This window comes from Cupriavidus sp. GW823-FHT07A04 (genome assembly GCF_058794615.1).
Map to the genome: position 1 here is coordinate 16,042 of NZ_JBXAHA010000040.1, position 14,961 is coordinate 31,002.

A 14,961-nucleotide genomic window follows, 5' to 3' on the forward strand; every position below is an offset into this window, starting at 1 on the left:
TCTCTTTACCTTGCGGGCGGGATTGTTCGCCTATGTCTTTACATTTTTATAAATACACCTGCGAGAGTGAGATGATAAAAATATTTTGAATTCATGGAATTTGTTTTTGCGAAGTGAACTTATAAGATTATCGCGGTATGAAAATAAAAAATAGCCTGCCGATTAACTTTCATTTTGAAATTCTGATTTTTGAAGGCGAGAATCGTGACGTGAATTCGGCGGACGGACTGCACGTTGCACTGACTATGCCAGCACCAGGCTTCCACCTTGCAGAGGCGAAGCTGTGACAGCATTTGAGCCTGGGATTTTGCAGTTCCTTTATGCGGCCTGCGCAAGTCTTTCCGCATCAGCGGGCCGCGTGTCCTACGCGCCTGGGATTGCAATCCCGCTGGTCGTGCAGGAGTTTGGAGACGTCGGGATAGACTTTCCTCCCGTAGCATCTCCATTTCGATGGCGCGGCCCCGCCCTGCCACAGTTGCTTTCCGCTGATCTCATTGAGAGCGCCTTCTATGGGCCGGACGGATCAGCGTCGCGGCTTCTCATCCAGAGCGACCCTCCTCCCGACGTCGGCTCAATCCTCGCTGCTCACGCGAGACTCCACGCTGCCTATGACAATGCGTATTCAACGATCACTGAAACATCGAGCAGTCCTGCTCGATTAAACGACAGGGAGAAGAATGTACTGGCGTATGCAGCACTCGGACTGTCGAGCAAGGAGATCGCCCAAGAGCTTGGGATTTCAGCGCGTACCGTGGACTACTATGTGGATCTCGCGCGCGATAAGCTAGGCGCTCACAATCGAACTGAAGCGATTGTTCGAGGAATCCTCACGCGCCAGATTTGCGCGCTCAAACTGCCAGGTGAGCGGAAGACGTAACGCATCGTGGGCGTTCGATCAGGCTTTCATTGAGCCGTAACGCGCAGCCAGTCCGTCCACAGCCTGGCTGAAATCCCGAATCGTTTCTTCAATGATTTGCCGTACCGTTTTTACGGAATCAATACGCCCGCAAACCTGACCGGTCAGCGGAACGGCCGCCTCCATGTCGCCGCCGAAATAGAGTTGCTGCACGCCGGCGAATTCGCTTTTGATGCTCTCCGGTACCTGCTCTTCAATCCTGGACGTGCGTGCCGTGCGCAGGGCCCGTAGCGCCGGGCCATTGCCGCCGCGATTGAGAAAAACGGTGTCCGTTTCGCGGGCATCGACAATGGCGTTCTTCCAGTTGTCATGAACGGGCGACTCGACCGACGACAACATGCGCGTGCCCATCTGGATCCCCTCGGCACCCATGGCGAACGCCGCCGCCATGGTGGCACCGTCGCAGAAGCCGCCGGCGGCGATGACCGGGATATCGACCTTCGAGCAGACCAGCGGCAGCAACACCATTGAGGCGACGTCACGCTGATTCTTGAAGCCGCCGCCCTCGCTGCCTTCCACGATCAGGCCATCCACGCCGGCGGCGACCGCCTTGAGTGCGCCGGCCAGCGTAGGCACCACATGGAAAACCGTCAGGCCGGCGGCCTTCAGTTCGGCACAATAGCGCGTCGGGTCGCCGGCGGATGTGGTGACGAAGCGGATTCCCTCATCGACGACGAATTGCACGATGGCTGGGTCGCGCACATAAGTCAGGGCAATGTTGACGCCGAACGGCTTGTCGGTCAGTTCGCGCATCTTGCGGATCTCACCACGGATGGTGTCCAGTTCTCCAGATGAGGTCTCGATGATGCCCATGCCGCCTGCATTGGAGACCGCCGCAGCAAGCTGGGCCCGGGCGATCCATCCCATTGGGGCCTGGACGATAGGATGCTGGACGCCAAGCATCGTCGTGACGCGATTGTTTATGGTCATGCCTCTTTGTCTCCGCTCGGTAACCCGTGATCGTTGATAGGGCATTCTATTTCGCAACGCCGACTCGATGCAACTGGTTGCATATTCATGTCGCCCTGCTGGTCGGGCCGATCGGTAAGTCGCCAATGGCTTCAGAACCGATACCGTGTCCGGCGGCACCATCGCGTTCATGCGGCCGTGGCAACGTCACACTAGACTGGCACCGCTGTCTCCATCGCATCTGGCGCGATCCATGCGGACGTTGGCCCGGTGGTCTGTCTGATGAAATGCCCGATCTGCGCGATCGCGGCATCTGACTCGCGCAGCACGCCAGCGTGCAGCTGGAATACGTGCCAGAGGCCATCGAATTGCTGGAGTTGCACCTGCACGCCGGCGGCAGTGGCCGTATCGGCAAGGCGCTCGGCGTCCGACAGGAGCACTTCTTCCGAGCCCACCTGGATCAGCATGGGCGGCAGGCCGCGCAGGTCGGCGAATAGTGGCGAGCAGCCCGGATCGTTCGCAGGCCTGGCGCCGCGATAGGCAGTGGCACAAGCTTGCAGCCATTGCGGATGGACCAGGCAATCGCGCTCGACATGGGTCTGCAAGCTGGCACCGGCGAGACTGAGGTCTACCCACGGCGAGAGCAGCACCAGCGATGCCGGCAGCGGCAGGCCGCTGTCGCGGATGGCCACGGCGGTGGCCACTGCCAGGCCACCGCCGGCGGAATCCCCAGCCAGCGCGATCTGCGACGGCGCGTGCCCCTGTTCCAGCAGGGCCGCGTAGACCGCCAGCGCGTCGCGCAGCGCGGCCGGAAAGGGGTGCTCCGGCGCCAGGCGATAATCCGGCAGCCACACCTGCGCCTGCGCGGCTTTGGCAAAGCGCGCCATCAGCTTGCCGTGGCTGCCCTCCCCGCCCATCACATAGCCGCCGCCGTGCAGGTACAGCACGGTGCTCGCCGGCCGCTGCGCTGTCGGCGAAAACAGGATAGCGGGCACGCCAGCTATCCTGTGCCGGTTCCTCGCCGTGCCTCGCGTGCCGAGCAGGAACCGCCCAATAAAGCGGCCCCAGCGCCGCTGGGCTCGCGCGGAGAAGCTTGGCGAGAGCACCGGCTTGACGCACCCGCGCACAAACCAGGAAAGCAGGGTTCTCTTCATGACTTGCCCTGTGGTTCAGGCCGCTGGACGGCCGGGCGCGGGATGCAGTTCGTAATCCCGCAGGTCCAGCTTGCTAGCAATGCGGCGGTACGTAAACGTGAAGCCTGGCCAGTTGATGGTGTTCTTGCCCGTGGCGGTCTTGTACCAGGAGGTGCAGCCCGCTTCCCAGACGCTGTGCTTCAACTGCCTTTGCACCATGTCGGAGAATGCCTTCTGGCGTGAAGCCTTCACGTTCATGAAGTGCAGGCCGGGCGCCTGCAGGCTGGCGACGCACTGCATGACGTAGCGGACCTGCGACTCCAGCATGAAGACGATCGAGCTGTGCGCGAGGTTGGTGTTAGGGCCGTAGAGCATGAACAGGTTCGGGAAGCCGGAAACGCTGATGCCCTTGTAGGCTTGCGCGCCATCGCGCCAGGCCTGATTGAGGTCGATGCCACTCAGCCCGGTCACCCGCATCGGCGCCAGGAAGTCGGTAGCCTGGAAGCCCGTGCCGTAGATGATGGCGTCCACCGGATGGCACTGCCCATCGCGCGTCAGGATGGCGTCGGCTTCCACGCGTAAGATGCCTTGCGTGATCAGGTCCACATGATCCTGATCCACGGCCTGGTACCAGTCGTTCGAGATCAGCACGCGCTTGCAGCCGATCTTGTACTCGGGAATGAGCTTGCGGCGCTTCTCCGGATTCCGCACCTGGCGCCAGGCCTCCCGGCGCGCCTGCAGCGCGACCACTTCCAGCAGCCAGCCAAAGCGCGTAAAGCCCAGCGCGCGGCTCTCGTTTTTCCAGTAGATCATGGTGCGATACAGGCGCTCTGCCACCGGTGCATGCTTGAACAGCCATTGTTCCAGCGCGGTAAACGGCCTGTCCGGCTTGGGCACGACCCACGCAGCGGAACGCTGGAACAGCTTCAGCGCCTTCACCTTGGGGACGATCTGCGGCACGAACTGGATCGCGCTGGCGCCGGTGCCGATCACCGCGACGGTCTTGCCCGCCAGGTCGTAGCCGTGGTCCCAGCGCGCGGAGTGAAATACCTTGCCCTGGAATGCATCAATCCCGGGAACTGCTGGCACGGCCGGGCGATTGAGCTGGCCGCAGGCGGTCACAAGCACGCGCGCGCGCAACACGGCGCCGTCGCTGCTGGTGATGACCCAGTGGCCGGCTTCCTTGTCGAAATCCGCCGAGGTGACTTCCTTGCCGAACCGCAGGTGGTTGGCCAGGCCGTATCGCTCCACGCAGCCCTGCATGTAGGAAAGGATCTCGGGCTGCCGGCCGAACTTGCGCGACCAGTCGGCCTTGGGCGCAAAGGAATAGGAGTACAGGTGCGATTGCACATCGCAAGCCGCGCCCGGATAGTGATTGTCGCGCCAGGTGCCGCCGACGCCACCTGCCTTCTCCAGGATGACGAACGCGTCGATGCCGGCCTGCTTGAGCTGGATGGCCATGCACAGGCCGCCAAATCCGGACCCGATGATCGCGATCATGGTCGTGTTTGCGCTCGCCATCTCGGCGCTGGCCCCATCGGGGCTTTCCTTCTGTGACATCGCCATCCTGTCTCCTGCCTGCATCGGTTTTGTTTTGAGTGTGCGAAGGGTACGCGCGGCCAGGCAGTGCGGTAATGACAAAGCCGGACAAAAAATCGATAATCGGGGACACCAGATCAGAGAGTGGAAAGCCCCGCCATGCCGAGATGGAGTTTCGAGCGCAACGTGACCAGCATGTGCTTGATGGCCGATTTTGCGGTCATGCATGGCCTGACTGTGCCCGCCGTGCTGGCGGGTACTGGCGTTACCGAGGCTCAACTGACGAACCCCAACCTGCTCGTGCGTGGCGAGCAGGAGCTCCGCTTGATCCGCAATATGGTCGACGCGCTAGGCGATGCACGGGGCCTTGGCATCGAGGTCGGCCAACGCTATCACTTCACCGCATTCGGCGTACTTGGCCTGGCCATCTTCAGCAGCCAGACGCTGAGTGCTGCGCTCGAGGTAGCGCTGCAGTATTTCGACCTGACCTTTGCCTTCACGTCGTTTCGAGTCGAAGAGGCTGGGCAGCAAACGTGGCTCGTCGTGGATGACTCGGACGTGCCGGAAGGCCTGCGGCAGTTCAATGTGGAGCGCGACATGGCCGCCTTCCTCACCGTGCTGCGGGATCTGTTCGATGCGGTGCCGATCCAGGAAACCGTGCACCTGCGCTTCGCCCGGCCGGACTGCACCGAGCCCTACCGGCGCGTCTTCGGCGTCGAACCCGCATTTGGCATGCCACACAACGCCATCCTGCTGGACAGCAAGCGGCTCGCCGAACGGCTGCCCCAGGCCAATGTGCTGGCGCAGTCCGCCGCGCGCGATCAGTGCCGCAAGTTGCTGGATGCCCGGCGCGCGCGCCTCGGCCTGGCAGGCCGCGTGCGCGACCTGCTGGCAGCCCACTGTGCCGAAATGCCGGGTATGACGGCGGCGGCCGACAAGCTCCACATGACGGCGCGAACCCTACGGCGACGGTTGCTGGACGAAGGCACGACCTACGCGGAACTGCGCGATGAAGTGCGGCAGACGCTGGCCGAGGCGTTCCTGAGTGGCCCGCACCAGTCGATTGAACAGATTGCCGCGCGCCTGGGCTATGCCGAGGCGACTAGTTTCATCAATGCGTTCCGGCGTTGGCGTGGGCAGACGCCGCATGCCTTCCGGCTGGCGCTGCGCTCGGCGCGCAGTGGTGATGACTGACGGCATGGCGCCCGGCCCCAAGGCAATCGGCTCGGCGAACCGGTGGAAGCTAGTCGCCAATGCCCCTGGTTGCCCTCTCCAAGCACGCCATGCCCACACGGAACTGGACTACACAAGTCCTATCATAGATATCGTGTTACACTAAATAAAACGATATCTATAAACAAATCAACAACTCATTGCTCCTCCGTCTGGATTTCCGTTAGCAAACCGACCTCATAGAAATCGTTTTACTTCACTTAAACTGATATCTATAACTGGAGGTTCTTGTGCCGAAGAAGCTGCTGCATGCCGAAGCCGTACCATCGCTGGTAGCGGAACGCCTGCGAACCTGGGGCCGCTGCATACGCACACAACGCGTCGCACAACACCTTCCCGCCGCCGACCTGTGCGCGCGCATGGGAATCTCAGATGCGACCTTGCGCCGAGTCGAACGGGGCGATCCAGGCGCGGGCGCCGCAACCTATCTCACCGCTCTGCTGATACTCGGGTTGCTGGATATGGCTGCGCCGCCGCCGGACCCGCGTTATTGGGCCACCAGCCCGCATGCCAGGGCTCGCCCGCCCGCTTCCGAGAGGGATGATGACTACTTCTAAGCCGCTGTTCATCTACCTGCAACGCCCGGACACGGGCGATTGGGTAACCGTCGGTCGTTATGCCCAACACGCGGACGGACGTACCGGCCTGTTCCGATATGCCCCGAGCTACATGGATGCGGCCATGCCGTGGTCCATCGATCCGGTCAACCTGCCGCTCATTGCAGGCATCGACCATCTCGCCCATCGGTATCGCGGCCTGCACGACGTGTTGCGTGATGCCTGCCCGGATTCGTGGGGACGGATGCTTTTACAGCGCGAACATAATCTTGCCGACGATGCGCACGACAGCACTTATCTGAGACTGGCCAGGAATGGCGATCGCTGGGGGGCACTGGCCGTCGGCGTCTCGCGCAAGCCTTCCGTGGATGTCATCACAAGCCCCAAGCTGCTGCAACTTGAAGGGTTGGCCGAAGAACTGCTTGCCATGTACGAAAGGCGCCCACCCGTCGATGCGAGGCTGCGCAGGATGCTCATGGCCACGCCCAGCCTGGGCGGCGCCCGGCCCAAGGGCACGCTGCAAGACGGCGAGGACTACTGGCTGGTCAAGCCGATTCTGCCCAGCGACACGGCAGACATTCCCAGCCTGGAACACTTCACCTTGCAGTGGGGCGCTACCGCAGGCATGCATTTCGCGCGATCGGTGCATCACCAGGTCAAAGACGGGCTGAGCGTAGTGCGCATTTGCCGCTTCGATCGCCATGGCCAGCAAAGAACCATGACACTCAGTGGCGCCTCTTTGCTGAGCGTCGAGTATCCCGGCGGACTGTCAGCCTCGTGGAGCTATCCGCGCCTGGCACAGGAACTGAAACGGATAGGCGCGCCGCTCGAAGACCGGATCGAGCTGTTCGAACGCATGGTGTTCAACGCCATCGTCGGCAATGATGACGACCATCCACGCAATCATGCGACTATTTACCACGCGCGGGAGCAGCGCTGGCGACTCTCGCCGGCGTTCGACGTCGTTCCCAATCCCGACGAGCAACCCAGGACGCTCACCATGCAACTGTCCGAGGGCCGCTTCGATATCGCGCGCGACGCCGTGCTGGCGGATGCGGTGCACTTCGGGTTTGATGACAAGAACGCAGCCGCAACGCATCTGAATCAATTGTTGGCGCGCATTGCCGATACGTTCCCTACGGTGAACGCCCACCTGTCTACCGAACTGAGGCAACGAATGCGCGAGCGCCTCGCAAAGGGCTTGCAGGCGCTCCAGGCGTAAAAGCACGCCGGCTCGCCGCGTAATGCGCGCGGGCCCGGCCAGACAGGCCGGGCCCGCAACCAAGACCGCTTCAGTGCCTGGCTTCGGCCTGCGCGGCCTCAATCGACTCCATCACCACGCGGCGCGCGTCAAACTCCTCCGCGATCTTCTGGTCCTGCGCAAACTGCGCCTCGACGTCGACATTGGCGAACTCGATCGCGCCCATGTCGGCAAACGCCGCCTGCACACGCGGGCTCCACAGGCCGATATCCTTGACGGTCGGCACGATCCGGCTGAACAGCCGCTGGCGGAACTGCCGCATGGTCTCGGACTCCCGCACGGCCTTGGCGCACTCTTCTTCCGGCAAGCCGAGGCGGCCCCAGACTTCCTTCTGGTCGAAGCGATCGCGCATCAGGTAGCAGGCCTCGATCACGAAGTCCTCGCGCTCCTTGCGCTCGGCCTCCGTCAGCTGTGGATAATAGCCGCGCAGCGCAGTGCGGCCGAAGGCAACGTGGCGCGCTTCGTCCTGCATCACGTAGGCGTTGATCGATGCCGCCAGTGGATTCTTGGAGAAGTCGCGAATGCGCTGGAACGCGGCCAGCGCCAGGCCTTCCACCAGCACCTGCATGCCGAGGTAGCAGAAGTCCCAGCGCGAGTCGGTCAGGATGGTTTCAAGCAGCGATTTCAACCCGGACGTGATCGGGTAGATGATCCCAACCTTTTCATGCAGCAGGCGCGAATAGGCTTCCACGTGCCGCGCTTCGTCCATGGTCTGCGTGGCGGCATAGAACTTGGCGTCCATCTCCGGCACCATCTGCACGATGCGCGCAGACACCATCAGCGCGCCCTGTTCGCCATGCAGGAACTGCGACAGCGAATGCGCCTGCTGGTGGCGGCGCACGTCGATGCGGTCGTGCTTGCCCATCTTTTCCCACAGCGGCGTGCCGTAGATCGGGATCATCCGGTCATCGAGCTCCTGCGGGTTCTCGGGGTCGAGCTCCTGCGACCAGTCGATCCGGTCGGTGGCGTTCCATTGCTGCTTCTTGCTGGTCTCGTAGAGCTGCAGCAGCTTGGAATTCTCGTTGTCGTACTCCCAGTTGAACTCGGTGGAAACCTGGCTGCCGATCGACCAGCCTGTCTGGACCACCGGCAGCGTGTAACGATGAAGGGATGACATGCAATCTCCTTTGGCGCTCATGGGTTTTGACCGTTCTCCCCGCCTGTTTTGCTTACCCTAGCCGGTGGTGGGATCGGTCTTGAATTTGCTTTTGCTTCCGGCTATAAACAGAATCATAATTCTCTTTCTTGTTATTTCAAGGGTCCGGCACAGGGCCCGCAGAAACCAGGAGACATTGATGCAGTTCCACAATCTGACTGTCGCGCAGATCACTCAGGAGACCGAAGACGCCCGTTCCTACGCGCTCTTGGTCCCCGATGCGCTGCAGCAATCCTTCGTCTATCGCGCCGGCCAGCACCTCACCTTCCGGGTAAACGTGGACGGGAAAACACTGCTACGCAGCTATTCGCTTTCCAGCTCGCCCGAGGCAGGCGGCCTTCCGGTCGTCACCGTCAAGCGCATCCCGGGGGGCCGCGCGTCGGGCTGGTTCCATGCGCATGTCGGCGCTGGCACGCAACTGGAGGTAAGCGCGCCGACCGGCCGGTTCGTGTGCAAGAACATGGACGCCCCGCTCTTCTTCTGCGCGGCGGGCAGCGGCATTACGCCGGTGCTGTCGATGATCCGTTCGGCGCTGGCATCCAGCAGCTGCGCGATGACGCTCTACTACGCCAATCGGGATGCCGGCAGCACGATCTTCGCGGCGGAGATCGCCAGGCTGTCCCGCGACAATTCCGATCGGCTGGCCGTGCATCTGCACCACGACGATACTGATGGTTTTCCCGAACGTGGCAAGATTGCCGCCTTGCTCTCGGCGGTGCCACACGGCCAGCTCTATCTGTGCGGCCCCGGGCCGTTCATGCAGACCGTGCTGGGGGCCGCTGAAGTGGCCGGCATGGCGCCGGGGCGCGTGCATCTGGAGCGGTTTGACGCGGCCGCGCAGGAGGCCGAGGTGGCAAGCGCGGCGCCAGTGCCCGCGCCGGCTTGCGACGCCACGGTAACCCTCGGCGGCGCCCTGCATGTGGTGCGGGTTGCCAGCGGCCAGTCCCTGCTGCAGGCCGCGCTGGCCTGCGGCGTGGATGCGCCCTATGCCTGCGAGGAAGGCTATTGCGGCTCGTGCGCGGCCAAGTGCGTGGATGGCGCGGTCGTCCATGCACGCAACGATGTTTTCAGTGCTGACGAACTTGCCGCCGGCTGGATCCTGACCTGCCAGGCGCGCCCACGCCAGGAGCGGCCGGTCGCCATCACCTTCGACGTATGACACCCGAAACCACGGCCCCCGCTGATGCCGCGGCGCCAACACTGCGCGCGGGGCTGAAACAGCCCCGCCAGGAGAGAAGCGAGGCCACGCTGAAGGCGCTGCTTGCCGCCGGGAGAGCGCTGATCAACGAGGCCGGCAGCCTGACCGGCTTCTCGCTCGCCGATCTCGTGCGGGCCGCGTCCACGTCCGTTGGCGCGTTCTATGCGCGCTTTCCGGACAAGGAGACCTTCTGCGCGCTGGTGCTGGAAGACACTCTGGCGGAGCTGCGCGCCGAGCTGGACTATTCGCTGGCCACGGACCCCGCCTGGAACGCAGGGCCGGCCCACGCGATCTGCACGCGCATCGTCGGCTTCTATATCGGCCTGTTCCGCAAGCACCGTGGCCTGTTTGCCGCGTATATGCGGCATAGCCCCGCGCAGAACCCCTTGTGGCAACCCATTCGCGAGGCCAACCGGCAGATCCTGGATGCCATGGTGCCGCGCCTGGCCAGCCGCGTTGCCGCCGGGCGCTTCAGCGGGCCGGATGATGAGACCCGCATCGCGGTCCAGCTTGTCATCAGTGCATTGACCAACATCGTGCTGCATACGCCCAGCGCCCTGGATCTGTACGATCCACGGCAGGAGCAACGGCTCACCGAGATGCTGCACCGCTACCTCGCCTTGCCAGCGGCGGGCGACGTCTTGCCTACGCCTCTGGCAGCATCAGATAGCGGCACATCATGCGGATCAGGTGGGTTTCCAGCTTGCGTTGCTCCAGGTGCAGCGGGCCCGGATCGTTGAGCAACAGATTGGCCAGCGTGCCCACCAGGAACTGAATGGCGACGCGCACCTCGAAGTCCGCGGTGCCAGCGCGTGGGGAATCGAGTTGCCTGGCCAGCAATGGCACAAGCAAATCCTGGATGCGGCGGTTGGCCTGCCGCATGGGATTGTCGCCGCCCCCGGTCGCGGAGTAATGCCGCAGGAAGCCTTTGAACAGGCCACGATTCTGGCGAAACTGGCCTACGTAGACGCGCACGATGCGCTCCACGATGGCCGTAGCCGAGCCGGCTTGCCAGACCGGATCTCTGGTGATCGATTTTTTCGTGAGTGCTTCGGCCTCGTCCAGCGCGGCCTCAAGCATGAACTGAAGGAACGCCTCCTTGTCCTTGAAGCGGGCATAGAAGGCGCCAATCGACGTCTCGGCGGCCTTCACGACGTCATTCAGGGAAATGTCATCCAGGTCGCCGCGTTGCTCTGCCAGCGCACGCCCCGCCTTGATCATGTTGACCAGGTTCTGCTCGCTGCGCGGCTGGCGTGGGGGGCGCATGGCTGGCGGGGTGACGGTGATTGCGACGGGTCCCTTTGCGGCTCGCCGCACGGGGGCGTCCTGGCGAGCGGGCGCGCTGGCTGGCGTCGAGGATTTTCGGCGAATAGGCATGGAATACAAATAATCGATAAGCGCAAGCAATGCCGCATTATGCGGCCTTCCTACCCTTGCCCTGCCGCCTGCATTGCGATCGCACGCTGCCCGGCGAGACCTGCCCGGGGGTGATCCCGATCAGCAACCGCGCGTTGATTGCCGCGCTGGCGCCGTTCGTAGGCGTAATGATCAGGAGAGCCTGGCGTTCACCTCGCCAGCGACCCGCGCGATGCACGCGATGGCATTTTGCGCCATCGGTGACGGCGTCCGGTTGCGCAGGCTGACAACGCCCATCTCGGAGAACAGCGACGGCAGCCCCTTGATGCGCAGCGGCAGCAGCGCGCCGGCATCGAGATCAGCTTGCACCGATGTCTGCGTGGCGGCGAGAACCGTGTCGGTGGACAGCGTCACGGCCCGCAGGATAGCAATGTCATCGCACTCGAGCGCAAGCACAGCTTCCTCGCCCGCCGGCAAGCCGAGCACCCTGGCCAGCTCGGTACTCAGGACGCTTGGCAACTTCGTCGCCGCGACACCGTACTGCCAGGCATCTGCCACCGTGCATTGACGTCCGGCAAGCGGGTGCGCGGTGCGTACGTAGAAGAAACCGGGTTGCGTCCCCAGTGGACGGATTTCCAGTGCAGGGTCTTGCGGCAGGTCGCGCACGTCCGCGACGAAAAACTCGATGTCTTCGGCGCGCAGGCGTTCCAGCAACTGCTGCCAGTTGCTCTCTTCCACGCGCAAGGCCACTTTGGGATAGAGGCGCCGCAGTTCGGACAACGCACGCGGCATCAGGGTCGCTGCCGGGAATGGCCCGGCGCCGAAGGCGGTGTCGCCCAACTGGCTGTCTCGAAAGAGATCGACATCGCGCTGCAGGCACCGCGCATCGAAGAGCAGCCTGCGGGCCCGCCCGATCACGAACTCGCCGGCCGGGGTCGGCCGCACGTCGCCCACGTCACGATCGAACAGGCGGATGCCGAGGTCCGCCTCGATGGCCTGGATGCTGCGGCTGAACGCAGGCTGGCTGAGGTGCACCCGCTCGGCAGCCCGCGCGAAATGCAGGACATCGGCAAGCGCCAGAACGTGGCTCAGGCGGCGAAGGTCCATCATGATGCGTTGCTCCGTACGCATTGGAACATTGCATAGTATGCATTGGACGCATTGACCGAGCAAGCCTACAGTCAGCCGGACTTAAAGCCTTTCAGGCCAAAAAGCGAGATCGGAGACAAGCCCCAATGAGTCCGCACCTTCAGAACATCTTGATCGTGATCGCCATGCTTGGCTTTGCCTGCATGGAGTGGGTCACGCGGCGCTACAAGAACAGCGTCAACCCTACCCTGGACGATACCAAGCTGGAACTGGCGATGTTCGTGAGCCTGCTCGCGATCACCCAGCCCCTGGCCTTGCTGGGGGCCGGCAAGCTTTGCGCCTGGCTGATGCCGGAACAACAAGGTGCGTGGGCGCACCTGCCATGGTGGGCAATGGCCGCGATCCTGCTGATTTGCGACGACATGACGCAATACTGGTGGCATCGCGTGTCGCATTCGCCGTTGTTGTGGCCTTTGCATCGCGCGCACCACACCGCGCAGTACATGAGCATCCGCATCACGTACCGGAACAATTTTTTCTATTACCTGATGATGCCGGGCCTGTGGATTGCAGGTGTGCTGCTGTATCTGGGTTTCGCTAAAGTCTACGGTGCGTACCTGGTCATCAAGCTGACGGTGATCCTTGGCGCGCACAGCGCATGGCGGTGGGACGAGCCCTTGTACCGAATCCGTGCACTGCGTCCGCTGATGTGGATGCTGGAACGCACGATCTCCACGCCCGCCACCCACTGGGCGCACCACGCAATGACGAATGAGGACGGCATCGGCCACTACAAGGGCAACTTCGGCAATTTGCTGTTCTTCTGGGACATCCTGTTTGGCTCGGCACACATCACGCGCAAGTATCCCGCCAAGATTGGCTTGCAGGACGACGTGCTGTTCGGGCAGGAGCGCTGGTTCACCCAGATGTTCTACCCGCTGTTCCAGTCGCGCCGGGCACACTCCGCGCTGCGCTTTGGCGGACGGGCTTATGCGGAGACCGACACCCATTCCGATACAGCACTGCAGGTCGATAAACAGCAGAGGTCCACATGAATGCTCGCGCTCTGACAGAAGAACTGGCCAGGCAAGACATCCTGAGCGCCCGCGTTCAGGCCATGTTCGCCGCGCAACAGCAAGCCTTCCTGCGCCACACCTTGCCCGATGCCGGGCAGCGGCGTGAACACTTGCGCGCTCTCAAGCACCAACTGCTGCGTTACCAGGACGTGCTTGCCGAAGCGATTTCCCAGGATTTCGGCGGACGCTCTCTGGCCGAGACCAAGATGCTGGAAGTGCTGCCGACCACGCTGGAGATCCGTCATGCCATCTCGCATGTGCGCCGCTGGATGCGGGCGAGCCGTCGCCGGCCCGAACTGCTGTTCGCCAGCAACAGCCTGCACGTTACCTACCAGCCCAAGGGCGTCGTCGGTGTCATCGCGACCTGGAATTTCCCGGTCTATCTGTCACTGGGCCCGCTAGTGGCCGCACTGGCCGCCGGCAACCGCGTCATGATCAAGATGCCAGAGACAACGCCAGCCACCAACGCCACGCTCAAGGCCATGCTTGGCGAGATCTTCGCCGAAGATCACGTTGCATTGATCGGCGGCGAGTTGCAAAACCCTGGCGTCTTTAGCGACCTGCCCTTCAACCATCTCGTTTTCACCGGCTCGCCGGCGGTAGGCCGTATCGTCATGGGCCAGGCGGCGCGCAATCTCACGCCGGTCACGCTCGAGCTTGGCGGCAAGTCGCCTGCCATCGTGTTGCGCGACTATCCCGTTGGCGAGGCCGCCCGGCGCATCGCGCATGGCAAGGGCATCAACTGCGGGCAGGTTTGCGTGGCGCCCGATTACGCGCTGGTGCCGCGCGAACGCGTGGACGAATTCGTCAAGGCGGTGATCGAAGGTTTCGGCGAACTGTTCAGCGAGCGGACCGGGCACAACCCCGATTACACGGCGCTGGCCACCGATCGCCACGCTGCACGCATCCAGGCCATGCTGGACGACGCGCGCGCCAAGGGCGCGACGGTGATGGCCTGCGGCGAGGTCGGCCCCGGCCGCCGCTTGCCATTGCACGTCGTGACAAACTGCACGCCCGACATGCTGCTGATGCGCGAGGAGATCTTTGGCCCCATCCTGCCAGTGCTGCCGTACGACACGCACGAGCAGGCCATCGCCATGGTGCAGCAACGCTCGCGTCCGCTCGCCCTGTACTGCTTCAGCCACGATGCGGCCGAGCGCAAGAAGCTGCTTGCACGCACGCATTCTGGCGGCGTCACCATCAACGACTGGGCCTGGCACGTGGTCAACCACGACGCACCCTTTGGCGGCGTGGGTAACTCAGGCATGGGCAACTATCACGGCGAAGAGGGGTTTCGCGAACTTTCGCATGCACGCACCGTGTTCAAACGGCACCGGTTCTTTCCCATCGGGCTGTTCTATCCGCCCTACGGCAATCTGGCGCAGCGCCTGACGATGAAGCTGTTTGTCGGCCAGGGCGATGTGGCGGTGAAGAAACCGTTCTGAAGCCCTTCTGAATCCGCAGCCGCAAAAGCAAAACCCCCCAGTACTTTCGTACTGAGGGGTTTCAAGGGAGAGCCTGGCGATTACCTACTTTCA

At 63.0% G+C, this 14,961-nt stretch carries 15 protein-coding genes; 9 read left to right on the forward strand and 6 right to left on the reverse strand.

Going from position 1 to position 14,961, the window contains the following annotated elements; genetic code table 11:
* The first annotated feature begins 137 nt into the window (after positions 1 to 137).
* Both AC1Q7Q_RS39555 and AC1Q7Q_RS39560 read left to right on the forward strand, forming a co-directional pair.
* A complete protein-coding gene (locus AC1Q7Q_RS39555; protein WP_492376036.1) occupies positions 138 to 287 on the forward strand; it encodes a hypothetical protein in 150 nt (49 codons plus the stop codon).
* Positions 284 to 877, forward strand: a complete 594-nt coding sequence (locus AC1Q7Q_RS39560; protein ID WP_492376037.1) for a helix-turn-helix domain-containing protein — start codon at positions 284 to 286, stop codon at positions 875 to 877. Before AC1Q7Q_RS39555 ends, AC1Q7Q_RS39560 begins: the two co-directional genes overlap by 4 nt.
* 18 nt (positions 878 to 895) lie before the next feature.
* On the opposite strand, the gene AC1Q7Q_RS39565 is transcribed toward AC1Q7Q_RS39560, so the two are convergent.
* The 3 genes from AC1Q7Q_RS39565 to AC1Q7Q_RS39575 all read right to left on the reverse strand — a co-directional run bounded on the left by AC1Q7Q_RS39565 (position 896) and on the right by AC1Q7Q_RS39575 (position 4,524).
* Positions 896 to 1,846, reverse strand: a complete 951-nt coding sequence (locus AC1Q7Q_RS39565; RefSeq protein WP_492376038.1) for an NAD(P)H-dependent flavin oxidoreductase — start codon at positions 1,844 to 1,846, stop codon at positions 896 to 898.
* Between the two features lie 191 nt (positions 1,847 to 2,037).
* On the reverse strand, positions 2,038 to 2,979 hold the full coding sequence (locus AC1Q7Q_RS39570; protein ID WP_492376039.1) for an alpha/beta hydrolase: 942 nt from the start codon (positions 2,977 to 2,979) through the stop codon (positions 2,038 to 2,040).
* 15 nt (positions 2,980 to 2,994) lie between these two features.
* Entirely contained in the window at positions 2,995 to 4,524 is a 1,530-nt protein-coding gene (locus AC1Q7Q_RS39575) for a flavin-containing monooxygenase (RefSeq protein WP_492376040.1), read from the reverse strand.
* Between the two features lie 132 nt (positions 4,525 to 4,656).
* Here AC1Q7Q_RS39575 and AC1Q7Q_RS39580 point away from each other — a divergent pair, with 132 nt between their 5' ends.
* The 3 genes from AC1Q7Q_RS39580 to AC1Q7Q_RS39590 all read left to right on the forward strand — a co-directional run bounded on the left by AC1Q7Q_RS39580 (position 4,657) and on the right by AC1Q7Q_RS39590 (position 7,509).
* Complete coding sequence (locus AC1Q7Q_RS39580; RefSeq protein ID WP_492376041.1) at positions 4,657 to 5,691, forward strand: AraC family transcriptional regulator; 1,035 nt, start codon at positions 4,657 to 4,659, stop codon at positions 5,689 to 5,691.
* Positions 5,692 to 5,960: 269 nt separating this feature from the next.
* Positions 5,961 to 6,287: a helix-turn-helix domain-containing protein gene (locus tag AC1Q7Q_RS39585; RefSeq protein WP_174427236.1), complete on the forward strand. Its 327-nt coding sequence runs from the start codon at positions 5,961 to 5,963 to the stop codon at positions 6,285 to 6,287.
* Positions 6,271 to 7,509 (forward strand): type II toxin-antitoxin system HipA family toxin, encoded by a 1,239-nt coding sequence (locus AC1Q7Q_RS39590; RefSeq protein ID WP_492376042.1) that lies wholly within the window; start codon positions 6,271 to 6,273, stop codon positions 7,507 to 7,509. The genes AC1Q7Q_RS39585 and AC1Q7Q_RS39590 overlap by 17 nt, the downstream gene beginning before the upstream one ends.
* 70 nt (positions 7,510 to 7,579) lie before the next feature.
* On the opposite strand, the gene AC1Q7Q_RS39595 is transcribed toward AC1Q7Q_RS39590, so the two are convergent.
* The gene (locus AC1Q7Q_RS39595; RefSeq protein ID WP_492376043.1) at positions 7,580 to 8,665 is read right to left on the reverse strand and encodes a ferritin-like domain-containing protein; all 1,086 of its coding nucleotides are present in this window, start codon (positions 8,663 to 8,665) and stop codon (positions 7,580 to 7,582) included.
* A gap of 178 nt (positions 8,666 to 8,843) precedes the next feature.
* On the opposite strand from AC1Q7Q_RS39595, the gene AC1Q7Q_RS39600 reads away from it, so the two are divergent.
* Together AC1Q7Q_RS39600 and AC1Q7Q_RS39605 are read left to right on the forward strand one after the other, a co-directional pair.
* Positions 8,844 to 9,863 carry a 2Fe-2S iron-sulfur cluster-binding protein gene (locus AC1Q7Q_RS39600; RefSeq protein ID WP_492376044.1) on the forward strand — a complete coding sequence of 340 codons (1,020 nt, stop codon included), beginning with the start codon at positions 8,844 to 8,846 and terminating at the stop codon, positions 9,861 to 9,863.
* Positions 9,860 to 10,642: a TetR/AcrR family transcriptional regulator gene (locus tag AC1Q7Q_RS39605; RefSeq protein ID WP_492376045.1), complete on the forward strand. Its 783-nt coding sequence runs from the start codon at positions 9,860 to 9,862 to the stop codon at positions 10,640 to 10,642. The genes AC1Q7Q_RS39600 and AC1Q7Q_RS39605 overlap by 4 nt, the downstream gene beginning before the upstream one ends.
* On the opposite strand, the gene AC1Q7Q_RS39610 is transcribed toward AC1Q7Q_RS39605, so the two are convergent.
* Both AC1Q7Q_RS39610 and AC1Q7Q_RS39615 read right to left on the reverse strand, forming a co-directional pair.
* Complete coding sequence (locus AC1Q7Q_RS39610) at positions 10,548 to 11,168, reverse strand: TetR/AcrR family transcriptional regulator (RefSeq protein WP_492376046.1); 621 nt, start codon at positions 11,166 to 11,168, stop codon at positions 10,548 to 10,550. The genes AC1Q7Q_RS39605 and AC1Q7Q_RS39610 overlap by 95 nt on opposite strands.
* 282 nt (positions 11,169 to 11,450) lie before the next feature.
* Positions 11,451 to 12,368, reverse strand: a complete 918-nt coding sequence (locus AC1Q7Q_RS39615; protein ID WP_492376047.1) for a LysR family transcriptional regulator — start codon at positions 12,366 to 12,368, stop codon at positions 11,451 to 11,453.
* 125 nt (positions 12,369 to 12,493) lie between these two features.
* Between AC1Q7Q_RS39615 and AC1Q7Q_RS39620 the strand changes: the two genes are divergently transcribed.
* Together AC1Q7Q_RS39620 and AC1Q7Q_RS39625 are read left to right on the forward strand one after the other, a co-directional pair.
* On the forward strand, positions 12,494 to 13,402 hold the full coding sequence (locus AC1Q7Q_RS39620) for a sterol desaturase family protein (protein WP_492376048.1): 909 nt from the start codon (positions 12,494 to 12,496) through the stop codon (positions 13,400 to 13,402).
* Positions 13,399 to 14,868 carry a coniferyl aldehyde dehydrogenase gene (locus AC1Q7Q_RS39625; RefSeq protein WP_492376049.1) on the forward strand — a complete coding sequence of 490 codons (1,470 nt, stop codon included), beginning with the start codon at positions 13,399 to 13,401 and terminating at the stop codon, positions 14,866 to 14,868. Before AC1Q7Q_RS39620 ends, AC1Q7Q_RS39625 begins: the two co-directional genes overlap by 4 nt.
* Positions 14,869 to 14,961 lie beyond the last annotated feature (93 nt).